We start from the raw sequence: 22,563 nt of genomic DNA on the forward strand, positions 1-22,563 counted from the left end.
GTTGACAAATTTATGAGCATATTCAAGATATTTATCATTCTTTCGCTAATCTCAGCGTTTTTTTCAAATTTAGTCTTTGCCCAAACGATGGACAGAGAGCAACTTCAAGATTTTGTGACCCAATTCATAAAAAATAACACACCATTACCAACACGAGGAAAGATAAACGTTTCGGTATCGACTTTAGATCCAAGAATTATCATTAAACCTTGCTTAACGCCTTTAATCGCAAATATACCTGAAAATCATAATGGTAGAAACGTAAATGTTAAAATAAATTGTGACGACCCGTCGTCTTGGTATCTTTACATTCCTGCAAAAATTAAAGTGGTGGTACCGGTAGTTGTGGCAAAAAGTATCATTAGTAAGGGCAGTAGACTTGATAAATCGAATGTAACCGTTGAATATCGCGATAGCAGAAGAATCCGCGGTGAATCTCTAAATGATACAAAGATAGTGATAGGGACGAAAGCTAAAAGGAGATTATCTGCTGGCTCAATTTTAACCAAGAAAAACATTTGTTTTGTTTGCAAAGGCAGCCATGTCACGCTCATTGCGCAATCGAAAACGTTAACGATAAAAACCTCCGGCATAGCCCTTGAAGATGGTGGTTTGGGTGAGCAAATAGGAGTTGAAAATGAAGGGAGTGGCAGAACGGTAACAGGACGAGTCTCGGCTATCAACGAAGTCATAATTAAATTATAATAATGGTTAAGTTATTAGGCTGCTTGCCGATAACAAGATAGTGAATATCAACCCGTTATCTATAGGATAGTATTATGGCTATAAATATCAATAACTTGTCAAACAACAGTCAGGTAAAGCAAAAGCTTGATCAACAAATACAAGTCAAACAGCAAGCCACACAAAATGCAGCAAGTAGTGAACAAGGAAGATCTGTAGGCAAAGATTCGGTCTCTTTAACACCACAAGCTCAACAGTTAAATGAGCTACAAAAGAAAGCGAGTGATGCACCGGCAGTTGATCAGAAAAAAATCGATCAACTCAAAAAAGCAATTGCAAATGGTGAGTACAAAGTTGATCCTGAAAAGCTTGCTGCCAGTATAGCAAATTTCGAATTTAAACTAGGTTAACAGTTAGCTGTTAACCTAATCACAGGAGTTACACGTGATGACAGCGTTAGCAGCGGAGCAATTAATTGCTCAACAATTACATAACCTACAGCAGCTTGAAGAGCTGCTCAGCGTTGAAAAAGAAGTATTACAAAAACAAAGCCCACAAGCATTAACTGCTGTCACTGAACAGAAAGAGGCTTTGCTAAAAACCATACAACAACTTGATGAACAAAACGCTCAAAATGTTGTTTTAAAAAACGAAGTGAAATCAGGTATTCATCAGCATAAAATTGCTGAAATTGAAGCTATTTTATTGCGTTGTAAAGACAAGAACCAAGTCAATGGTCAAATCATACAGCAATCTTCACTCGCCGCTGAACGCATGAAAAACTCCCTACTTGAGAATCATAATCGCTCATCCATGACTTACAATAGTAAGGGCAAAAAAAGTGGCGGCCTTAGTAGTTTAGGCATTAAAGCTTAAGACTAAACGGTTAAAAGAACGTAAGAATCATTGCTCACTGCCTCTTTAATAACGCTAGATATCCCGTTAACAAAGACAAAAAAGCCTCAACTTAACAATAAGCTGAGGCTTTTTTACATCAAAAAATTCAAGCTGTGTTATCGAACGAATTTACCTTAGCTATTCAACTACTTTTTGGTAACTAAAACGATAGCTAAGCGTAAACCTGTCATGTAATTATAAGCAAGCGTAACTAGCTTAGCCAAATAATTTCCCTAGTTTTTCTTTTGCCTTATCTTTGAGCTTATCTTTTTGTTTATCTTCAAACTCTTTCTTTTTCGCTGTTACAATATCTGAGTTAATCAACTTATCTAATGCTTTATCAGTATCTCCGATGAGTGCTTCAACATCCATTAAAGACTCCGCTTCCTTATTACTTACCCCTAAAGCATTAGTGAGTTTGGTATTTAACCCTGCTTTAATATCAGTTTTGAAACTTGTTAATTTAGTTGATACCTGCTGCACCATTGCATCTTTTAGCTGATTATCAAGTGGTGATGAGATAGACAACGTCGGGTCTGTTATTTTACCTTTTGCGGCAATAGTTAACGCTAACGACTTTAAAGACCTAACTGTGTCAATAAATAGTGTACTTAACTGCGAAGTGCCAGCACCACTATATTGAGTGTTAGCCAAGTTAAATTTATTTTCACTGTTAACTTGGTCATCAATGAATGAAAAAGTACCATTACCTGATAATGAACCACTGTTAAGCTGTAAAGTAAAAGCACTTGATTTTTGTAGTGAAACATCTTTGAGGTCAACATCTGCGAGCTGCCATTGGCCATCACCCGTTAGAAGACTTTGCTTATCTAATGAAAAAGCTAATGCTAGCGCTAATGCCCCTGATCCTTGTACGTTGTCACTTTTAACGTTAACAATACTATTATGGCCACGTACCCAGTGCTGATGTGTCAATTCTTTGCCACTAATTGCAAATTCGCCTTGCGGCAATATTAAAGAAAAGTTTGCTTGTTCAATAAGTACATCGGGCAAAGGTATTTCATCGTTAAACTGCACATAACGACCTTGGTCGCTTGCTACTGGTGCTGCTTTGTCGACTTTTGAAGATTTAATTAGCGGTGCAATATTTTGATAAACGGTATCAGCATAACCGAAGTATTCTCTTGCTTGTTCACCAAACAACAAATGAGCAAAATCAGCACCATCGACACTGTCAAGTTGATACTTGCTCTCAATGTTTTTCCAATCGGCGTTTGGCGCATCTTTTAAGGCTTTAGTTTGCTCAGTTAATAATGTTTTTGAAGCGCTAACTTGCTGTTTTGCCTGTTTGATAATAGCTTGGTCAGCTTCAAACTGTGTTTTCAGCACGGTAAAGTCTTTATTAAGCTTTTCAAGGTCAGCTAAACTTTCTATCTTAATATTAGCGAGTTGCTCTACTTGTTTTTTATAGTCTGCTAATGCGTCTTTGGTCGGTAATGTTTCATAAGCAGCTTGTAGCTTTTTCTTTTCGATTTGATAACTTTGCGCTAAAGCTTTGCCGCGCTTAACCGTTAACAAATCACTATTATTGAGTAAATCTTCTGCTTTAGGTAAGCTGACATCGAGCTCTGGTAACATAGAATCACCTGCGCCATCATTACCGTTTTCAGTACCATCACCCAGCGCATAAACTTCACCTGCAGACTGTCTTGGTTGATCGATGCGTAACTCGGCAACGGTTAACTCACTAATATATAACTTACCAAATAAGTATTGCCAAACATCGACACCGGCCGAAGCTTGTGAAAAACTCACTAAGTTATGACTAGGCTTTTCAGGATCCGTTGCTTGAAAACCTTCAATATTAAGTGTTAATGGTAAATAGTTTATTTCAACCTCGTTTACATTAACCTCGGCACCTAAATACCATTCTCCCGACTTTTCTATACCTTTCTTGACTAAAGCATCCGCAAATACATAAATAAAAGTGATCATTAATGCCATGACCACAAAAAAACCAACTAGCCCTTTCCAGCGAATAAAACGACTCATTATAACTCTCCTTGGCCAGAAACGTGGCTATAAATACGGTAGAACTTTGATGCTTTTAATGCCTTAACAATACGAAATTTCTCAAAGAAGGCTTTAATATGTAGCCGATACTTTTCAATTAAAAAATTACTTAGATAATATAATGGCACAGCTAATAAACAGCCAAGCACTAGAGCGCCTAGCGTATAAGTATGATGAAGATGGCCTAGCTTGAATAACGAAGACTGATATAAAGCATCAAATAAAGGCTGTAATGACTCTGCGGTCAGTAATGACTCGCCTACAGTGACAATTAATGATGTTAATAAGTAACTTAATCCTTTAAAGAATCCCCAAGCGACGATAAAACCGCCAATATTGACCCGTAAGAATAAAACCACGAAGATAAAAAAAATATTATGTAAAGTAAGCAGTGGCGATAGTCCAACGATAAAACCTAACGCTATGGCCAATGATATTTGCCGAGTAGAACTTTCTGAGTTCAGTGCATTGAACAGTTTAGCGAGTAATGTGAGCATTCCTTTTCCTTTTTTGTGTTCTCTTGCTATGTATTTACAGCTTAAAGCATAGCTGATTAACGATAACTGAGTAAGTAAACTAAATTAAAGTGAGCTGATGGCTTAGCGCAACTATTCAGTTTCTTTACGGGTATAAACAAAGTCATTACCTTGACTCATTTCTTCATTATATTGGTAGCCGGCAACATCAAATGACTTAAGTTGCTCTACCTCTGTTAAGCGATGTTCAATAATATAACGCGCCATTAAACCTCGTGCTTTTTTGGCAAAAAAACTGATCATTTTAAATTGGCCATTTTTCCAATCTTTAAATGCTGGAGTAATTATTTCACCTTGAAGATTTTTTTTCTTTACTGATTTAAAATATTCATTGGATGCCAGATTAATTAACACTTTATCACCTTGTTGGGCTAGAGCTTCATTAACGTGATCAGTAATAATGTCTCCCCAAAATTGATATAAGTTGCTACCACGGTCATTCGCTAACCTTGAGCCCATTTCTAAGCGATAGGCTTGCATTAAATCGAGGGGTTTAAGTAAACCGTATAACCCTGATAAAATTCTCATGTGCTTTTGAGCAAAATCAAAATCATCTTCACTAAAGGTTTTTGCGTCTAATCCGGTATAAACATCGCCATTAAATGCTAAAACCGCTGGGCGAGCATTATCAACAGTAAAAGGCATTGACCATTCGCCAAATCGAGCAGCGTTTAACCCGGCAAGTTTATCGCTAATACCCATTAATGTTGATATCTGTGCCGGTGTTAATTTTTGGCAATGGGCAATCAAGGTTTTACTGTGCGCTAAAAGCTCAGGTTGAGAGAATTTATCGGTCGGTAATGGTGACTCAAAGTCTAAATTTTTAGCTGGAGAAACAACAAGTAGCATAAAGGTCCCGTTTAATAGCAATGTCAGAATATATAGCCCATATAATACAATAAAACCGCTAAACATGAAGATAAATGATAAGCCAATTGCTATCACAGTTAAAAAAATGTCAAACATACTTGCTATATATTGAAAATTTGTTACAAATACAGTCATATTAGGCATTACATCAAAGATTTATCGCTTTTTTAGCCATTTATGTTGTAATAATTCTCCAATTTTAAGTTTTTCGTTAAAAAGGTAATGGACATGACTAACCAGCTTTCACAATTAAAACAGATGACCACAGTAGTTGCTGACACCGGCGATATTGAAGCGATCGCAAATTTTCAACCACAAGATGCAACCACAAACCCATCGCTATTATTAAAAGCAGCGTCACTGGACGGTTATCAACATTTACTTACTGAAGCTGTGACATGGGCGAAAGAACAGTCATCATCTACAGAACAGCAAGTTATTGATGCGGCTGATAAACTATCAGTATTAATTGGCTTAGAGATTTTAAAAACAGTACCTGGCCGTATTTCAACAGAAGTAGATTCGCGTTTATCTTTTGATACACAAGCTTCAATTGCCAAAGCGCATAAGCTTATGGCGATGTATAAAGAAGCAGGTATTAGCAACGATCGTATCCTTATTAAACTGGCATCTACTTGGGAAGGTATTAAAGCTGCAGAGCAACTAGAAAAGGTAGGCATTAACTGTAACCTAACGTTATTGTTTAGTTTTGCTCAGGCACAAGCTTGTGCAGAAGCAGGAGTTTATTTAATCTCACCTTTTGTTGGCCGTATCTTAGATTGGTACAAAAAGGATAGCGGTAAAAGTGAATACGCGGCTGATGAAGACCCTGGCGTGGTCTCGGTTACTAGCATTTATAACTATTACAAAGGTAAAGGTTATAAAACTGTAGTGATGGGCGCTAGTTTTAGAAACATCGATGAGATACGTCAACTTGCCGGTTGTGATCGTTTAACGATAAGTCCAAACCTGTTAGACGAACTATCAAAGTGTAATGAACCCCTTGAGCAAAAGTTATTTAGTGAGCAACCAACACTAGCCGCTCAGGAAAAATTATCAGAAAGTAGCTATCGCTGGGCCATGAATGAAGATGCTATGGCCACAGAAAAACTTGCTGAGGGGATCAGAAATTTCACCCTTGACCAGATTAAATTAGAAAAACAGCTTGCAGAGTTGCTTTAATAGCTATTATTCATACAGTTAGTTTAAAATAAAGTCTAAAATGAGTTACTTTGCCAACAGATATTAGCCGTATTTATTGCTTTAATTATTTGCTTATCATCTTGAATGTGTTATTAAAAAGGTGCTATTAAATAAAAAGGAGTGTTCTATGGATAAACTTCAACAAGTAATGGGCTCATTTGGTAAAAGACCTAAGTCCTCAGAAAGCACTAATAAGAAAAGAAAATGGCGTGAAATAGAACTGATCAAGGAAAGGTTTCAACTAGAAAAAGAACTAAAAGCGTATGAAGACTCGTTAGAGTTTATGCTGGAAGATTTCTAGCTTTATTTCAAATGAAAAAACCCAGTTTTTAACTGGGTTTTTTATTGGGTTTTTTATTGCTTCAAAGACCATAAATGTAAAAGCTAAACTTGCTCCATAATATATCCCGTAGGCTTAACACCAAAAAATGCTTTTATCTGTTCAACAATCAAGTAGTTAACCGGCACTAAAATCAAGGTAATAAAGGTCGCGAACAAGATCCCAAAACCAAGAGAAACAGCCATAGGGATAAGAAATTGTGCTTGAGTTGATTGCTCAAAAAGTAACGGCATTAAACCAATAAAGGTGGTTAAGCTAGTCAACATAACAGGACGAAAACGTGAAGCGCCCGCGGTAAGTACGGCCTCCATAAGCTTAATACCCTCGGCTCGTTTTTTATTGATAAAATCAACTAATACCAATGAATCATTCACCACCACACCAATTAATGCCAGCATGCCCAATAAGCTCATAATGGTTAATTCCATGCCCATGATCCAGTGGCCTATAACAGCACCTATCATACCAAAAGGAATAACGCTCATTACAATAATAGGTTGTAAGTAAGACCTAAATGGAATGGCCAACAAAGCATAAATAATAAAGAAAACAAAAACTAATGCCCAAGCTAACGAGCCAAATGATTCTCGTTGCTCTTTAGCTTCACCTTCAAGCGAATGACTAACACCTGGATATTGTAAAAGAAGTTCATCCAAATAAGTTTTTAAATCAGCCTGTAATATTGTCATATTGGTGTTTTCTTTATCGACATCAGCGCTAACATTGGCGGTTCTATAACGGTCAATTCTGGAGATGGTAGATGGACTTTTTCCTGGAATAAAACGAGCAACATGAGCCAAAGGAACTGAACCACCATTTGGAGTTCCAATAAGAATATTTTCTAAATCAGCAATTGTGCGACGCTCACTCAAAGGTAAACGTACCATTACCCGAACATCGTCTCTACCACGTTGAATACGTTGAACTTGCGAGCCAAAGAACGAGCGGCGTACTTCATTAGATATACTTACCCGAGTTAGCCCTAGCGCTTTACCTTGCTCAGTTAATTCGATTTGTAGCTCTTCTTTACCGTCTGACAAACTGTCTTCTATGTCGAAAACGCTTGGGTAAGTAGCTAAACGTATCTTCACCTTATCGGTAATTTCTTTAAGAGAGTCTAAAGAGCTTGCCTTGAGTTGTACTTGGATAGGGTCTGACGAGCGACCTATCTCGGCTCTAAAGGTCATACTTTCAGCGCCAGGAATTGGCCCAATGAGCTCCCGCCATTCTCGAACTAACTGTGTTGAGCCAATTGATAAGCTTCTAGACTCTGGTGGCGTTATCTCAAAACGAACACTGCCTTGATTGGTTGTGCCGCCTCTGCCGCCCGTTGTTGCCAAAATATTAATGATGATACTTTCATTGGTCGCCTCATCAATATATTTCTCACGTAATTCTTCTGCTTTCTCTGTCATTTTTAAGATATGTTTATTCGTTACCTCAAATGGTGATCCTGCTGGTAAGGTCAATGAAGCTCTTACCGTCTCACTGGGTATTCTTGGAAAGAAGATAAATTTAGTCCAGCCACTCATCACCAAAGTAATGATAATTAAGAAAACACCTACAAAACCAAAAAACGTTGCGGTTTTAAAGTTAATGGCTTTTTTTAACAAAGGCTGATAATAACGTAAAATTGTGTTTTCAAAGCCATCCGCAAAGCGTTGTTGTAGTTGACTAAATTTAGAGGTTTTTGTTTTTTGACTGCGCAGTTTTAAATGCTTTAAATGTGACGGTAAAACAAATTTTGACTCGATTAAAGAAAACAATAAAACAGGAATAACAATGACCGGGATTTGTGCAAACAATGCCCCCCGCGCTCCTTCAATAAATGCCAGCGGTAAAAATGCGGCAATAGTGGTTAACACGCCAAAAGTAACCGGCGTAGCCACTTCTTCCGTACCTCTTATCGCCGCCTCTTCCCCCGACTTAGCGGTTTTTAAATGGGTATAAATATTTTCTCCGGTGACAATGGCGTCATCAACGACAATACCGAGTACTAAAATAAATCCAAATAGGCTCATGACATTTAGTGTTATACCAAAAAAAGGCATTGCTATAAAAGCACCCATAAATGAAATCGGAATGCCAATAAAAACCCAAAAGGCGATAGACGGGCGTAAAAACAAACTCAATAATGCCAATACTAAAATACCACCTTGCAGCGCACTTGTTGTTAACGTTGCAATACGGTTTTTTACAATTTGAGAGTCGTCATCCCAATAACTTAACTCTACACCTATTGGCACATTTTCTTGCTGTTCATCAATATAATCTTTTACTGCATCGGCAACGTCGATGGCGCTTTGTGGACCAATACGATAGATGTCGATAAAGGCGGCTTGCTTACCATTAAAGCGAGTTCTGACCGGGGTTTCTTCAAAAGCATCAGTGATCAGCGCAATATCAGACAAACGTAAAATAGAACCATCGGTATGAGTCTTTATCGCGATATCAGAAAATTCATTTTTACGATAAGCTTGCCCTTTTGACAATAATAGAACATCTCCTCCGTCGGTTCTTAGATTACCGGCAGAAACATCTGTACTAGAATTATTTATCGCGGCTGACACTTGCGAGATAGTTAAGTTATATTGTTGTAATTTATCTTGAGGTATTTCAATAGAGATTTCGTAGTTGCGAACACCGCTCAGTTCAGCCTGAGTAATTGCTGGTATTTTTAACAACTCGTCACGGACTTTCTCTGCGTACTCTCGCGTTTCTTTTTCACCATAAATACTTGCGACACTAACTGAAATAACTTCTCTTTTTCGAGTTGCTAACGACACTACCGGTTTTTCAGCATCTGCTGGAAAAGTATTGATAGTATCGACACGACTTTTAATATCAGCCAAAACTTCTCGTGCATCGTAACCACTTTCAACTTCGATATTTACCGCTGAAGAGCCCTCAGATGAACGACTAGCGATTTGCTTAATACCTTCTAAGTCTTGTATCGCCTCTTCTATGCGAATAGAAATACTTTTTTCAATATCTTCTGGCGTAGCGCCACGTAACGAGACATTCACATTGATACGGTCAGAGGCAAATGAAGGGAAAACCTCAACCGGTATCCGCACAGAGAGACTAAATAAACCTAAAATTAAAATAGTAATTAATAACAGATTCGCCGCTACGTGATTTCGAGCAAACCAGGCGATCATTGTGCTTCACCCTTTGATCTTTTAATACCTTTAAGTTTTGCCTTATTTTGCAGAACTTCTTGATTTTTTTGTGCTGCTTTACTTGGGGCTTTTCCTTCAATGGCTACGGGAGTTCCAGAGCTGACCTGTCCTAAAGAAGTTAGCACAAGTTCATCTCCAGCAACGAGCCCAGACTCAACAATTGACTGTTTACCGTTCTGCCACCCAAGGAGAACCTCTTTACGAATTAATAAACCATTTTCAACTGTATAGACATAGCTTCCCTGATAAATAACATTACTGGGAATAACCAAAACGTTGCTTAGTTCTTTTGCTGTTATTTGGGCAGTAACATATTGACCTATTTTTATCGGTGATCCCAAAGAGGTTGTTGCATCATAGGGGCGATTAATTTGTGCAACAACATAGAGCTGCTGCGACTGTTCGTCGATAGCACTTTCGGTGCGAATTATTTTTCCATGCCATGATTGATGACCAATTAAATCTGAGGTTATTTTTACATCGTCCTTATTACCTTGTTCACCAATATATCGATACTCTTCCGGTAAATTAATCAAAGAAAGGTCTTTATTATTAATCGGTAAGCGAATTTCTACATAATCAACAGCAAAAATGGTGGCAAGTTGACTGTTATTGGTAACAACTTGCCCAATATCGACTTGTTTTTTCAAAATTCGCCCCGCATAAGGTGCCACTATTTGGGTGCGTTCTAACGATAGCTTGGCTTTATCTAATTGCGCTTGTGCAGAAAGTACATTTGCTTTTGCTGACTCAAGTTGTGGCTGTCGTAACACTAAAATACCGGCTACTTTACCATTTCCCAAACGTTGCCAGTCGGCTTTTGCTTGTTGCACTCTGGCTTTTTCTTCAAGTAATACTTGGTTGGCCGATAAAAGATTTGCTTGTGATACTTTTACTTCTGACTGGTGATCTCGGTCATCCAGTTGTACTAAAACATCACCTTTTTCAAAAAAACCACCGTCACGAAATTGGCTACTGACTTGAGTAATTTGACCAGCAACCTGTGAAAAAAGTATACTTTGCGTGCGAGGTTTTACTGTACCAAAACTTTCCACCATGACTTGATAACGTTGCGGCGCTAGAATCTTTGTTGCTACTGTCATCTGTGGCGCTTTTGAAGCTTTAGCCTTTTTGGCTTGTGGTGGGTTACTATAAATCAACGCGACTAATGATAATGTAACGCCAATAATAACAGTTAAAATGATCAGCTTTTTTATCATGCTTGGTTTTTGTGTTATTTCTGTAGGTAAACTAGGTTGTGAAGACATTATTATTCAGCCTTTGGATTAATAGTAGTGGCGGTTTTATCAGACACAGTGAAGTCACCACCGAGTGCTAAATGTAGTTGTATGCGATTAGCAATCAAACGATTTTTAAGTTTTATTAAGGTACTTTGTGCGTCAAACGATCGTGATTGTGCATCAAGTACTGTGGTGTAATTAACTAAACCACTTTGGTATTGTTCAAAAGAAAGTGTCGCGGCAACTTTGGCGTTTTCTTGTGCAGCCAACATGCTTTTATAGCTATTTTTTAAACTTTTTTCTTGGGTCACTACATTCTCAACCTCAGTAAAGGCATTATATAAGTGCTCAAGATATTGCTGTTCGTTTTGTTTCAACGCTAACCGCGCTTGCTCTTCATTAGCAGCCAAGCGGCCAGCATTAAATACAGGTGCAGAAATATTTCCCAACAAGGACCATGCTAACGATGCCCCTGATAGCAAGTCATCGATAGCAATGCCACTGTCTCCTACCGACGCTGTAAAACTTAGGCTTGGAAAACGTTGTTTGTGTGCATAAGCGAGGCCAGCATCTTTAGCAAGCAGTAAATACCAACTAGACTTTAATTTAGGCTTTCTGCTAATAAGCTCTGATGGCAGTCCTAGCGGAATATCAGAGGTTAGTAGCGGTAAATCAGCCTCAACTAACAATGTTCCTGTGGGATACTCACCGACTAAACGTTCTAGTTGTCTAATTAACTGAGTTTTTACCGCTTTTTGTTCCCAAACACGCGTTAACTCATTGTTTAGCTCATTACGTGTCAGGTAAACATCAAGAGCTTCACTTAAGCCACTGTTATAACCTGATTCAATAATGTCTAAATTTTGTTGGGAGTTTTTTACACGACTTTGATAAAGTGACAATAATTTTTCCGCCTCAACAACCGCGAACCATGTGGTGACAACATCAACCACTAATTGCTGTTTACTTTGTTCAAAGCTCGACTGCTCAGCCATAAACGTTAAGTTAGCTTGTTGGTCAGCGGCAGAGAGTTTCCCCCATAAATCAAGCTCATAAGTTAAATTCAAATTAACTGCGCTCGAATTAGCGTAAGTACCAGAGTCATTGTATTTATTTCGACCCGAACGCAAAGACAAATCAAGCGATGGCCAAAGCGTACTGCCAGAAATGATCATTTGTTGCTTTTGTATTTCAACATTATATGCTTGAATTTTTAATTGGTGATTCGATGCTAGTGCTGTTCTCACTAGTTGTTGAACTTGAGGACTATCAAGCTGTTCTAGCCAGTTATTTTCAACCTGAAGGTTTTGTTCACTTTCTTGCCAAGTTGCAGGTAAGTCAATTTTTCTGATATTTTTATCAAGCTCAGAAGTACTCGAGCAAGCCAACAACATGGTTGTTGCTATAACAATCATAACACTGTGTTTGATATGTATTCGAAAACGGTTTTCCATAAAAATGAAACCACTTATAGTATTTTTAATACATTAATTGTAATCAATATTAATAAAAGACTGTAATGACTTTACAAAAGTTTACTTTCAGAAAGTTTACTGCGATGAATAGCCTGAATAAAACGGTGAGTGGTGATACTTTCTAATGTCGGTTATTAAAATAGCGACTAAGTAAACGTCAAGAATGCGCTTAGCTCAGTAAAAAATAGTTAACATGATTAACGATGGGAATATCACAAAGTAAGTTTTCATCATTAGTCTTAAATACCTATGTGCGCCTTTAAGTTCCATAAAGTGATCAATAACGACGATACCTTTGCACATTACCGTTATTGCGACTAAAACACTGACAATTGCCGTTGACTGAAAATTTTCACCTAAAAAAGTGTTAAGTAAAGTGATTAAAATTAATACCATTAAGTAGTATTCTAGTTTGCCGAGACCTTTCATATTGCAACGCTACCTTAATACATATAATAATGGAAAAATCAAAATCCACATCAAATCAATCATATGCCAATAAACAGCAAGTGCCTCTAAACCTGAATGATTTGTTGCTGAATATGCCCCTTTTCTTAATCTAAAGATCACCCATAATATGGCGCATGCTGCCCACCCCACATGTAAGAAATGATTAAACGTCATATAATAATAGACAGTGAAAAATTCATTGGTGCTAGTGCTATACCCTTGTAGGTCATTCCAGTGGAACTCCCAGGTTTTTAAGCATAAGTAACTACAACCACAAAGTAGAGCAAGCCATAAAAAGCGTTCACATTTCACTAAATTATTCATTCGAATATTGGCCATTGCCTTGGCCATAAAATAGCTACTAGACAATAAAACAATAGTATTCAATACACCAATAGTGGTATGTAAACTTTGCGGGCCAAGAGAGAATACTGCCGGATAATAAAATTTAGCAATAAAATAGGCGCTAAAGAAAATACCAAATTCGGTTAATTCGGATAATATTCCCACCCAGATAGGGATGTTGCCCGGTACTCGTCCAGCTTTTTTTTCACTCCATGAGGCGAAAAAAATTCCTAAGGGTACATAGGTTTGCTTTGTACTCATCATTATTGAGTTCTAGTGATATCAAGGACGATATTTATAACATAATGCTAAAAGAGAAAGTTTGATATAAAACGGGAATCTAGCAAAGTGATACTAATTTTATTGATAATAGATATTCTTTAAAACAAAAAAGCCCACAATAACTTGTGGGCTTTCGCGTCTCAATTAAGAGAAATATGGTGCCTTGACCCGGAATCGAACCAGGGACACGAGGATTTTCAATCCTCTGCTCTACCGACTGAGCTATCAAGGCAGTTTGAGATTCTAATGAACGTCAAAGAGGCGTTATAATATAGGGTAATAGTGGTTCAGGCAAGCATTACCTAAGCACTTTTTAATTATATAACGGTTAGTGCTAAAAGTTTACAAATTCAATACTTTTAATAAAAAAACCAGCATCACTGCTGGTTTTTTAAAAAGTAAATTTTCTCAGTGAGCTTAGGTGAAAATTGCCACCATTCCCCAGAAGAAAAGAATTGATAAACCGGCGCCAACCGGTAAGGTAACAACCCAAGAGACGACAATGTTACGTACAACCGTTAAGTTGATTGCCGCAATGCCACGTGCCATTCCGACACCTAGCACAGCACCTACTAATGTTTGTGTGGTTGAGATAGGTAAACCGGTACCTGAAGCGATAACCACCGTACATGCCGCCGCTAATTCAGCTGCGAAGCCACGACTTGGTGTTAAATGCGTAATGCCGTTACCTATGGTTGCAATAACTCGGTGACCAAATAAGGCAAGACCAGCAACAATACCAAAACCACCTAGTGGTAAAATCCACCATGCAATAGCTGATTTAGCTGCAATTTGACCTTCATTACCAACAATACTTACTACTGCAGCCAATGGACCAATCGCATTAGCAACGTCGTTTGAACCATGAGCAAATGCCATTGCACAGGCAGTAACAATCATTAATACCGCAAATACTTTTTCTACGTTGGCATAGTGTGTTTTCTTTGCCGCTGTTTCATCAAATTTTAAACGGTTGATAAAGATCTTACCGATAAGCGCTACAAAAGCGGCAACAATAAATGCGTATAAGAAACCTTCGCCTGAACCTATGTCTAAGCCTAAATGCTTCAAACCTTTTTTAATGGTGACTAGCGCTAAAACAAAACCCGCTAAAAACATATAAATGGGTACATAACGCTTCGCTTGAACTAAAGGATTGTCAGTATCAAAAATTAATTTCTGTGCACTATTAAAAATAATAAACGCGATAATACCCGAGATAAGAGGTGTAACTATCCAACTACCTACAATACCGATAACCTTGGCCCATTCAACAGCATCAACACTAACACCGACGGCAGCAAAACCAACAATAGCGCCAACGATTGAGTGCGTTGTCGATACTGGCCAACCTAGAATAGAAGCAATAAGCAACCAAGTTGCCGCAGCAAACAATGCTGAGATCATACCAAAAACGAGCAGTTCCGGGCTATCGACGAAATAGGCTGCATCAATAATGCCTTTACGTATGGTTGAAGTCACTTCACCACCCGCTAAATATGCACCCGCAAATTCAAAAATCATCGCTATAATAATAGCTTGTTTAATCGTTAGCGCTTTAGAGCCAACTGATGTACCCATTGCGTTAGCGACATCGTTTGCACCAATGCCCCACGCCATAAAGAAGCCAACAACGCCGGCAATAATGACCAACATAGGGCCATGTGTTAATAATATATCCATGAGTAACCCTTACTTTCTAGCCAGTAAAATTTCTAAGCGAGCACCAACACGTTCGGCTAAATCAGCTAAATCACCTATCCATTCAATAATTTGATATAAAAACATTACATCAATAGGATTTAAGTCATTTTCAATCGCCAATAAGTCGCTACGCAATTTAATTTGCATGCCGTCAGTATCATCTTCTATTTCATCTAATTGGTTAATCATCTTCTCAACCAATGCTACTTCTCGACCACGAAAACCCGTTTCGAGTAAGTCGTCTAATTCATTAATCGCGTCAGCTGCTTTTTCGGCTGCTTCAATATTTCGAGCGACATACGCCACAAAAGAATCTTGTAGTGTTTCGGGGATAATCAGTTTGCGCCCTAAAATACGTCCGGCAATATCTTTTGCTTTGTTAGCAATTTTATCTTGTTGGGAAAGTAACTCTAGCAAGTCAGCACGATCAACAGGCATAAATAAACCACCCGGAAGTTCAAGGCGTATTTCGCGTTTTAATTTGTCCGCATCACGTTCATATTTTGAAATTTTACTGCGAAGTTTTCCTGCTTTTGACCAATCTTGTTCAGCACAAGCAGCAAAGAAAGGAGTTAGTTGATTACAACACTTAGTGACCAATCGAATGTGTTTTTCTAATGGTTTAATAGGTGACTTTGCAAAGACACCTAGTATTGAATTTCTAGCCATAATTTATTCCCAGAGCCAAATTGCTCTTTGTTATTATTCGTCGCGGATATTAACCCATTTAACACGATCTTCAAGCGTTTTATCACGATCACCTGACAATTCCTGTGCTTTTAAGTAGATATACCTATGATTTGTCGAAACATCACAGGTATATAGAAAGTTATTTAAACGTAGCGGCTTTTTGTAAATTTACAAAGATTTAATATCTTCCGCAGTTGTATGACGAACATCTTTTCCTTTGACAAAATAGATAATGTATTCACAAATATTTTGACAACGGTCGCCAATACGCTCTAAAGCACGCGCTGACCAGATAACACTCATTATTTGTGGAATTGAACGTGGGTCTTCCATCATATAAGTCATTAATTGGCGCATTAGTGCCTCATATTCACGGTCAATTTTCTCATCATTACCATGAGTTAACACAGCTGAGTCAACGTCCATGCGTGTAAAAGCATCAAGGGTTGCTTGTAAAAATTCTAAAACTTTACGGCCTAAATTATCTAAATTAAGTAACAGCGCTTTTTGTTCGCCAGAGAAGTTTTCCAGTGCAACCCGGGCAATTTTCTGTGCTTCGTCGCCGATACGCTCTAAATCAGCAATTGTTTTGACAATAGCCATAATTAAACGTAAATCGCCAGCTGCTGGCTGACGTTTAGCGATAATACGCGTACATTCATCATCAATACTGACTTCTAAAGCGTTAATTTTATAATCGTTCGCTAACACATTTTTTGCCAACGCTTCATCGGCATCATAAACAGCCGTGAGTGAATCACTTAATTGCTTTTCAACCAACCCACCCATATGCATGACATGGTTGATGACGTTTTCTAAATCTTCGTTAAACTGGCCTGATATATGACGACCAAGATTGATGTTATCCATTGTTTTTCCTTGTTATTCTATAATAAAAGTAGAATATTAATCGTCTCTATTAACCGTAACGGCCAGTAATATAATCTTCAGTTTTCTTTTTTGCCGGTGTGGTAAACAACGTATTAGTATCGCTGTATTCAATTAAGTCACCCATGTACATAAACGCCGTTTGATCTGAAACACGTGCTGCTTGTTGCATATTATGCGTAACAATGACCACAGTGAACTGCTTTTTCAAGTCATTAATCAATTCTTCAATCGTCAATGTTGAAATAGGGTCAAGTGCCGAGGTAGGTTCATCGAGTAATAATACTTCGGGCTTAATCGCAATGGCGCGAGCAATCACTAAACGTTGTTGTTGACCACCAGAAAGTCCTAGTGCACTGTCGTGCAAACGATCTTTTACTTCATTCCATAACGCAGCACTTCGCAGCGCATTTTCTGCGGCTTCATCTAAAACACGGCGATTGTTTTCACCCATAATACGTAAGCCATAGACAACATTTTCATAAATACTTTTAGGGAATGGATTAGGTCGTTGAAACACCATACCTACTTGGCGACGCAGCGCAGCAACATCAACTTGTTTACCATAAATGTTTTCGCCATGAAGGTTAATTTCACCTTCAATCTTACAAATATCAACTAAGTCATTCATACGGTTAATACAACGTAATAACGTCGACTTACCACAACCACTAGGACCGATAAACGCGGTCACTTGTCCTTTAGGAATAGACATACTGATGTTTTGTAGCGCTTGTTTGTCACCGTAATATAGGTTCAAATTTTTAATTTCTAATGCCACTTGTTCTGGCGATAAGTTATTAAGATCAAGTTTAACTTTTGGATCTAATGTTCTTGGGCTGACTGAAATCATAATATTCTCTTTCAATGCTTAATTTTTGTTCGTGACTGTTAACACTTTTTTACTTTATATTTTGAGTCATATTTGTTTCAGCATCTTTTGCTAAAACAAGCATGACATTCCTTAATAAAGTTAATGCTCTAACATGCGATATTTTTCTCTTAAACGGTTACGTATGGTAACCGCCGTCATATTTAGTGAGACAATAATGGTTACCAATAAAAATGCGGTTGCAAAAACTAAGGGTCGTGCTGCTTCAACATTAGGGCTTTGGAAACCTACATCATAAATATGAAAACCTAAATGCATAAACTTACGGTCTAAATGTAAATATGGAAAGTTACCATCAAGGGGTAAATTAGGCGCCATTTTTACAACACCGACCAACATCAATGGTGCAACTTCGCCGGCTGCACGCGCAATAGCTAAAATTATACCGGTCATAATTGCCGGACTGGCAATTGGTAGAATAATACGCCACAAGGTTTCGGCTTTGGTTGCCCCTAGCGCTAAAGAACCGTGACGCATGGCTGACGGAATGCGTGATAGACCTTCCTCGGTCGACACAATAACAACGGGTAACGTGAGTATCGCTAAAGTAATAGCTGACCACATAACACCCGGTGTACCAAAAGTTGGGCTGGGTAATGTTTCAGCATAAAACAATTGATCTAAACTACCACCCACCATGTAAACAAAAAAACCTAAGCCAAATACACCATAAACGATTGATGGCACACCCGCTAAATTAATAACTGCAATGCGAAGGAGTTTGGTCAGGGCATTTTTACCCGCATATTCATGTAAGTAAATAGCTGCTATAACGCCCATAGGCGAAACGATTACTGTCATCAGTAAAACCATTAAAACAGTACCAAATATTGCTGGGAAAACACCCCCTTCGGTATTGGCTTCTCGAGGATCATCAATTAAGAAACTACCTATTTGCTGAATAAATACCGCAGAACGGCCAAAAATAGACAGTTTATTGTTATAAGTAACTTTGAGTATTTCTTCAAAATTTATCTTAATAACTTCGCCACCCATCGCACGTACCACAAGTTGATCACGAGATACTTTGTCACGGATAGCCATTAACTGTTTTTCTAGTACTTGATAATCGGCGTTATAACGGGCAACTTCTCCATCGATTTCTTGTTCTCGCTCAACGGTTAAGGTCTCATCAAGTTTATGTTTACGCTTTTTAAGACGTAAGCGTTCTATTTGATAATTAATGGCGCCAATATCAACTTTTTGTAATTCGTCCATTTCGTCTTGAAAGTCATCAACACGCTCGAGCAAATCAGCCATTTTTTCTAGGCCTGCAGGCTGACCATCTAAGATGATCCCTTCAATAAAGCCATAAAAATTACCATTGGTGCGACGTTCAACCACGACAATATCTTCAGGCATAGTCGTTTTGTTAATAAGGGGCATTAACAACCAGCGAAAGTCTAAATTAACTAATTCACGGTTACCGGTTTTTACTAAAATTCGCTCGATTGTTTCTTTAGTAGGATCTAAACCTAAATCTAAATGCGATAACTGCTTGGTTGGCAGGCTCTCACGATCGTATATCTCACCAATAACGGTCACTGCTTGGCCTTTTTCATTAACCGTCTCAAATTGATAAATGTCTGCAGGCCAAAAGTACGATAATCCGCGTGAAGCAATTAACCACAATAAACCTAGAACTGAAATTAAACTGATACTTACTCCGCCAGCAGATAACCACACCCACGGAGAACCAGATTTAAACCAACTATTCATAAACTCAGTTCCTTAACTATAACGAGCTGTATTTTTCACGTAAGCGCTGACGTATCAGCTCAGCAAACGTGTTAAAAATAAAGGTGAAAACAAATAAAACAAAAGCAGCTAAAAATAAGATTCGATAATGTGAACTACCCACTTCGGACTCTGGCATTTCAACAGCAATATTAGCGGCTAAGGTACGCATACCTTGGAAGATACTCCAATCTAAAATTGGCGTGTTACCCGTGGCCATTAATACGATCATAGTTTCTCCTACTGCACGGCCTAAGCCCATCATCACCGCAGAAAAAATACCTGGACTAGCAGTTAACAACACAACTTTCGCAAGCGTTTGCCATTGTGTGGCACCTAATGCGAGTGAACCACTGGTTAAATGCTTAGGTACACTAAATATTGCATCTTCTGCCATAGAGAAAATGGTCGGTATAACGGCAAACCCCATCGCTAAACCAACGACTAATGAATTACGTTGGTCAAAATCAATACCTAGGTCGTTAGTAATATACTGACGAACATCGCCACCAAAAAATAAGCTTTCAAAGAAGGGCGATAACAAAAATGCACTGCCACCGGCAATCAACAAGACCGGAACAAGTATGATCGGTGCCCATGTTTCAGGAATAGTGTTTTTCATTTCTTTGGGCAGTTTATGCCAAGCAAATGCGGTAACAAATACTGACAGCGGTAACATAATTAATAGCATCGCGATTGCGGGCAAATAATTTTCTATTATTGGCGCTAACCATAAACCCGCCAAGAAACCTAAAATAACGGTGGGCAAGGCTTCCATTAACTCAATCGTTGGCTTAACTTTTCTGCGCATACCTGGGGTCATAAAATAAGCAGTATAAATCGCAGCACTTAACGCAATAGGTACAGCAAATAACATCGCGTACATCGCCGCTTTCATGGTACCAAATGAAATAGGTACTAAAGAGAACTTACCTTCGAAATCATCTGAACCGGAAGTTGATTGCCAAATATATTCTGGCTCTGGGTAACCTTCATACCAAACTTCTTCCCACAAAGCGCTCCAGGTAACTTCAGGATGTTCATTTTCAACACTGAATATTTTTAGCTGATTTTCATCAATAACCACTAAACCATCGGCACGAGGAGAAATAGCAAATACGTTGGGTTCGGTAGTTGTTAACTGGCCACGCCATAAGTCAGCTTCACTGGTGGTGTAGAAAACGCCCATATTGCCTGACGTCGTTAAGGTATAAAAACTTTTACGAAATTGTTCGGTATGAATTTGAGTAACCGCTTCAGTATCGCTAACGTTAAAGGTACGAACATTTTTAAATTGACGACCATTGTCAGTAGCCACTTCAAACCATTGTGTAACTTTACCCGCACTGCTACCCAATAAAATTGAGCTGCTACCCGAAAGTAATGCCATCGCCGTAATATGCTGAGGTTTAGTACTGGTTTGCTCTAACGAAGGAATAATGGTTGCTTTAAGTTCAACAATATCTTCATTGGTTAGATCGAAAACAAAGATTTGATCATCGCTACGCACAAAAGCTAATCTCATATCAGGGGTAACTAAAATCTCATTGACATGATCTGCAGGGAAATCAATTTCTTGATAAAGGGTTTCGTAAGCACTGTCGTAAGTAAAGTCATCTTCAGCAAGTAAACTGGTCTTAATTAAGCGCTGGTCTTGCGTAAAAGCAACAAAAACCGCTTTTTCATCATTCATGCTAAATGAAAGCTGAGTAAGAAGTTCCCCACTTTCATCAACGGCTAGCGACTCTTCTCCCAACGGATAGGCAACACTAGGAATGATTTCTCGCGTACCCGAGTCAAAATTAGAAAAGAATTTAGCGGCAATAAGTTGTATCTCGCCATCACTATCGATAAGTAGTTTCTTTTCTACGCCAGAGTTAACCACATTAACTAAGGTTTTATCCTCACTCAATAAGCTTTCATTGAGTACTAACGTGCTTTTTTCATGAGCCGCACTTTTAACCAGCTGATAAAAATTAATATCACCTTGCTCAGTAATTTGAAAAGCGACTTCTTTTAGTTCATCAACACCTGCAGATAACGTCGGTGCCGCCGTACTGATTTCAAATTGACCAACAGGCTCTATTGTTGCCGACTCGAAAATAGGTTTTATCACATAGAGTAAATATAAGAAGATCAGCACCAGTGTAAATAAAACACTTATGCCGCCTACCGTTATTAACCATTGTGCTAATGTATTTTTCAACTGACGTGGGCCAGTCGATTTTAATGCAATTGCCACTTAAAACACCTTCAATTATAAAGACTTTAGTACGATGTGAATTATAAGACAGTTGTATGACATTTTTGTGACAGCCAACGATTACTTTTTATATAAATCGCTAAAGAGCTAGTTTTAACTAAAAGGTGATTGTTAACGAACAAAGTTTTGTTTATCGTGATGATCAAACAAAATCAAATATTAGGTGAAAATGATGAGCTTAAGTAAAATTATGTCGACAGACTTAATTACCTTAGAACTTGACGATGATTTAAGTAAAGCAAAAGCGATATTTGACCTGCACAACATTCACCATATTTTAATACTCTGTGATAAACAACTTGTCGGTGTGATCACAGATAGAGATATATACAAACATTTAAGTCCAACAATCGGCACTAAAAACGAAACGCCCCGTGACCATTCAATGTTACAAAAGAAACTACACCTCATCATGAACAGAGACCTAACAACAGCCAAAGAAACAGTTAGTTTGAATGACGCGGTATTAATGTTTCATGACAACCACCTTTCATGTTTGCCGATTGTAAATGATAAAATGGAACCGATTGGTATCATTAGTTGGCGTGATATTTTGAAAGTTATCGCCCAACAATACCGTAACAAGTTAGCCGCTAATAAATAATTACTGACATAAACCTACTTATGCTTAATTTCAGTGTGGCGCTTTAACTAATGAAGCAATTTTAATAATGTTTCATGACAACCACATGTTATGTCTGCCGGTTGTAAATGATAAAATACAACCGATTGGTATCATTAGTTGGCGTGATATTTTGAAAGTTATCGCCCAACAATACCGTAACAAGTTAGCCGCTAATAAATAATTACTGACATAAACCTACTTATGCTTTATTTCAGTGTGGCGCTT

The 22,563-nt window shown here is 38.1% G+C and carries 21 protein-coding genes and 1 tRNA gene; 7 read left to right on the forward strand and 15 right to left on the reverse strand.

The annotated features are described in order from the left end of the window. The first annotated feature begins 12 nt into the window (after window positions 1-12). The 3 genes from flgA to flgN all read left to right on the forward strand — a co-directional run bounded on the left by flgA (window position 13) and on the right by flgN (window position 1,560). Window positions 13-705, forward strand: coding sequence for a flagellar basal body P-ring formation chaperone FlgA (flgA, locus tag ESZ26_RS07645; protein WP_146799149.1), 693 nt, complete (start codon window positions 13-15; stop codon window positions 703-705). Window positions 706-779: 74 nt separating this feature from the next. Then, the gene (flgM, locus tag ESZ26_RS07650; protein WP_146799150.1) at window positions 780-1,094 is read left to right on the forward strand and encodes a flagellar biosynthesis anti-sigma factor FlgM; all 315 of its coding nucleotides are present in this window, start codon (window positions 780-782) and stop codon (window positions 1,092-1,094) included. Window positions 1,095-1,131: 37 nt separating this feature from the next. Continuing rightward, entirely contained in the window at window positions 1,132-1,560 is a 429-nt protein-coding gene (gene flgN, locus ESZ26_RS07655) for a flagellar export chaperone FlgN (protein ID WP_146799151.1), read from the forward strand. A gap of 237 nt (window positions 1,561-1,797) precedes the next feature. Here the strand turns inward: flgN and ESZ26_RS07660 are convergent, their stop codons facing one another. From ESZ26_RS07660 to yaaA, 3 genes are all read right to left on the reverse strand, one after another. Then, window positions 1,798-3,594, reverse strand: coding sequence for a TIGR03545 family protein (locus ESZ26_RS07660; RefSeq protein ID WP_146799152.1), 1,797 nt, complete (start codon window positions 3,592-3,594; stop codon window positions 1,798-1,800). Next, window positions 3,594-4,112: a TIGR03546 family protein gene (locus ESZ26_RS07665; RefSeq protein WP_146799153.1), complete on the reverse strand. Its 519-nt coding sequence runs from the start codon at window positions 4,110-4,112 to the stop codon at window positions 3,594-3,596. The genes ESZ26_RS07660 and ESZ26_RS07665 overlap by 1 nt, the downstream gene beginning before the upstream one ends. 111 nt (window positions 4,113-4,223) lie before the next feature. Further along, window positions 4,224-5,000: a peroxide stress protein YaaA gene (gene yaaA, locus ESZ26_RS07670; protein ID WP_146799154.1), complete on the reverse strand. Its 777-nt coding sequence runs from the start codon at window positions 4,998-5,000 to the stop codon at window positions 4,224-4,226. A 249-nt stretch (window positions 5,001-5,249) separates the two neighbouring features. Here yaaA and tal point away from each other — a divergent pair, with 249 nt between their 5' ends. Together tal and ESZ26_RS07680 are read left to right on the forward strand one after the other, a co-directional pair. Continuing rightward, entirely contained in the window at window positions 5,250-6,203 is a 954-nt protein-coding gene (gene tal, locus ESZ26_RS07675) for a transaldolase (RefSeq protein ID WP_146799155.1), read from the forward strand. Between the two features lie 148 nt (window positions 6,204-6,351). Then, entirely contained in the window at window positions 6,352-6,525 is a 174-nt protein-coding gene (locus ESZ26_RS07680; protein WP_146799156.1) for a DUF3545 family protein, read from the forward strand. An 83-nt stretch (window positions 6,526-6,608) separates the two neighbouring features. Here the strand turns inward: ESZ26_RS07680 and ESZ26_RS07685 are convergent, their stop codons facing one another. The 12 genes from ESZ26_RS07685 to ESZ26_RS07740 all read right to left on the reverse strand — a co-directional run bounded on the left by ESZ26_RS07685 (window position 6,609) and on the right by ESZ26_RS07740 (window position 21,692). Continuing rightward, on the reverse strand, window positions 6,609-9,725 hold the full coding sequence (locus ESZ26_RS07685) for an efflux RND transporter permease subunit (protein WP_146799157.1): 3,117 nt from the start codon (window positions 9,723-9,725) through the stop codon (window positions 6,609-6,611). After that, on the reverse strand, window positions 9,722-11,014 hold the full coding sequence (locus ESZ26_RS07690) for an efflux RND transporter periplasmic adaptor subunit (RefSeq protein ID WP_223271707.1): 1,293 nt from the start codon (window positions 11,012-11,014) through the stop codon (window positions 9,722-9,724). The genes ESZ26_RS07685 and ESZ26_RS07690 overlap by 4 nt, the downstream gene beginning before the upstream one ends. Window positions 11,015-11,016: 2 nt before the next feature. Continuing rightward, window positions 11,017-12,441, reverse strand: coding sequence for a TolC family protein (locus ESZ26_RS07695; RefSeq protein ID WP_146799158.1), 1,425 nt, complete (start codon window positions 12,439-12,441; stop codon window positions 11,017-11,019). Between the two features lie 195 nt (window positions 12,442-12,636). Then, entirely contained in the window at window positions 12,637-12,891 is a 255-nt protein-coding gene (locus ESZ26_RS07700) for a cytochrome C oxidase subunit IV family protein (RefSeq protein ID WP_146799159.1), read from the reverse strand. 9 nt (window positions 12,892-12,900) lie between these two features. Continuing rightward, window positions 12,901-13,521, reverse strand: coding sequence for a cytochrome c oxidase subunit 3 family protein (locus ESZ26_RS07705; RefSeq protein WP_223271708.1), 621 nt, complete (start codon window positions 13,519-13,521; stop codon window positions 12,901-12,903). A gap of 174 nt (window positions 13,522-13,695) precedes the next feature. Beyond that, window positions 13,696-13,771 (reverse strand) — tRNA-Phe (locus tag ESZ26_RS07710). A 185-nt stretch (window positions 13,772-13,956) separates the two neighbouring features. Beyond that, complete coding sequence (locus tag ESZ26_RS07715) at window positions 13,957-15,222, reverse strand: inorganic phosphate transporter (RefSeq protein ID WP_146799160.1); 1,266 nt, start codon at window positions 15,220-15,222, stop codon at window positions 13,957-13,959. A 9-nt stretch (window positions 15,223-15,231) separates the two neighbouring features. Continuing rightward, on the reverse strand, window positions 15,232-15,912 hold the full coding sequence (locus tag ESZ26_RS07720) for a TIGR00153 family protein (RefSeq protein ID WP_146799161.1): 681 nt from the start codon (window positions 15,910-15,912) through the stop codon (window positions 15,232-15,234). Window positions 15,913-16,101: 189 nt separating this feature from the next. Then, window positions 16,102-16,803: a phosphate signaling complex protein PhoU gene (phoU, locus tag ESZ26_RS07725; protein ID WP_070374672.1), complete on the reverse strand. Its 702-nt coding sequence runs from the start codon at window positions 16,801-16,803 to the stop codon at window positions 16,102-16,104. A gap of 49 nt (window positions 16,804-16,852) precedes the next feature. Further along, window positions 16,853-17,674, reverse strand: a complete 822-nt coding sequence (pstB, locus tag ESZ26_RS07730) for a phosphate ABC transporter ATP-binding protein PstB (protein WP_146799162.1) — start codon at window positions 17,672-17,674, stop codon at window positions 16,853-16,855. A gap of 120 nt (window positions 17,675-17,794) precedes the next feature. Continuing rightward, the gene (gene pstA, locus ESZ26_RS07735; protein WP_146799163.1) at window positions 17,795-19,432 is read right to left on the reverse strand and encodes a phosphate ABC transporter permease PstA; all 1,638 of its coding nucleotides are present in this window, start codon (window positions 19,430-19,432) and stop codon (window positions 17,795-17,797) included. Window positions 19,433-19,448: 16 nt separating this feature from the next. Then, entirely contained in the window at window positions 19,449-21,692 is a 2,244-nt protein-coding gene (locus tag ESZ26_RS07740) for an ABC transporter permease subunit (RefSeq protein WP_223271709.1), read from the reverse strand. A gap of 193 nt (window positions 21,693-21,885) precedes the next feature. Between ESZ26_RS07740 and ESZ26_RS07745 the strand changes: the two genes are divergently transcribed. Both ESZ26_RS07745 and ESZ26_RS07750 read left to right on the forward strand, forming a co-directional pair. Next, the gene (locus ESZ26_RS07745; protein ID WP_170246334.1) at window positions 21,886-22,317 is read left to right on the forward strand and encodes a CBS domain-containing protein; all 432 of its coding nucleotides are present in this window, start codon (window positions 21,886-21,888) and stop codon (window positions 22,315-22,317) included. 64 nt (window positions 22,318-22,381) lie between these two features. Then, entirely contained in the window at window positions 22,382-22,519 is a 138-nt protein-coding gene (locus tag ESZ26_RS07750) for a CBS domain-containing protein (RefSeq protein ID WP_262984201.1), read from the forward strand. The last annotated feature ends 44 nt before the right edge of the window (window positions 22,520-22,563 follow it).

Origin of the sequence: Colwellia hornerae, from assembly GCF_007954355.1 — a bacterium.
Lineage (GTDB): Bacteria > Pseudomonadota > Gammaproteobacteria > Enterobacterales > Alteromonadaceae > Colwellia_A > Colwellia_A hornerae.

What these genes read in the sequence shown, in the direction of transcription:
- flgA (WP_146799149.1), top strand. Translation starts at nt 13, where the DNA reads ATGAGCATATTCAAGATATTTATCATTCTTTCGCTAATCTCAGCGTTT.
- flgM (WP_146799150.1), top strand. Translation starts at nt 780, where the DNA reads ATGGCTATAAATATCAATAACTTGTCAAACAACAGTCAGGTAAAGCAA.
- flgN (WP_146799151.1), top strand. Translation starts at nt 1,132, where the DNA reads ATGACAGCGTTAGCAGCGGAGCAATTAATTGCTCAACAATTACATAAC.
- ESZ26_RS07660 (WP_146799152.1), bottom strand. Translation starts at nt 3,594, where the DNA reads ATGAGTCGTTTTATTCGCTGGAAAGGGCTAGTTGGTTTTTTTGTGGTC.
- ESZ26_RS07665 (WP_146799153.1), bottom strand. Translation starts at nt 4,112, where the DNA reads ATGCTCACATTACTCGCTAAACTGTTCAATGCACTGAACTCAGAAAGT.
- yaaA (WP_146799154.1), bottom strand. Translation starts at nt 5,000, where the DNA reads ATGCTACTTGTTGTTTCTCCAGCTAAAAATTTAGACTTTGAGTCACCA.
- tal (WP_146799155.1), top strand. Translation starts at nt 5,250, where the DNA reads ATGACTAACCAGCTTTCACAATTAAAACAGATGACCACAGTAGTTGCT.
- ESZ26_RS07680 (WP_146799156.1), top strand. Translation starts at nt 6,352, where the DNA reads ATGGATAAACTTCAACAAGTAATGGGCTCATTTGGTAAAAGACCTAAG.
- ESZ26_RS07685 (WP_146799157.1), bottom strand. Translation starts at nt 9,725, where the DNA reads ATGATCGCCTGGTTTGCTCGAAATCACGTAGCGGCGAATCTGTTATTA.
- ESZ26_RS07690 (WP_223271707.1), bottom strand. Translation starts at nt 11,014, where the DNA reads ATGTCTTCACAACCTAGTTTACCTACAGAAATAACACAAAAACCAAGC.
- ESZ26_RS07695 (WP_146799158.1), bottom strand. Translation starts at nt 12,441, where the DNA reads ATGGAAAACCGTTTTCGAATACATATCAAACACAGTGTTATGATTGTT.
- ESZ26_RS07700 (WP_146799159.1), bottom strand. Translation starts at nt 12,891, where the DNA reads ATGAAAGGTCTCGGCAAACTAGAATACTACTTAATGGTATTAATTTTA.
- ESZ26_RS07705 (WP_223271708.1), bottom strand. Translation starts at nt 13,521, where the DNA reads ATGATGAGTACAAAGCAAACCTATGTACCCTTAGGAATTTTTTTCGCC.
- ESZ26_RS07715 (WP_146799160.1), bottom strand. Translation starts at nt 15,222, where the DNA reads ATGGATATATTATTAACACATGGCCCTATGTTGGTCATTATTGCCGGC.
- ESZ26_RS07720 (WP_146799161.1), bottom strand. Translation starts at nt 15,912, where the DNA reads ATGGCTAGAAATTCAATACTAGGTGTCTTTGCAAAGTCACCTATTAAA.
- phoU (WP_070374672.1), bottom strand. Translation starts at nt 16,803, where the DNA reads ATGGATAACATCAATCTTGGTCGTCATATATCAGGCCAGTTTAACGAA.
- pstB (WP_146799162.1), bottom strand. Translation starts at nt 17,674, where the DNA reads ATGATTTCAGTCAGCCCAAGAACATTAGATCCAAAAGTTAAACTTGAT.
- pstA (WP_146799163.1), bottom strand. Translation starts at nt 19,432, where the DNA reads ATGAATAGTTGGTTTAAATCTGGTTCTCCGTGGGTGTGGTTATCTGCT.
- ESZ26_RS07745 (WP_170246334.1), top strand. Translation starts at nt 21,886, where the DNA reads ATGAGCTTAAGTAAAATTATGTCGACAGACTTAATTACCTTAGAACTT.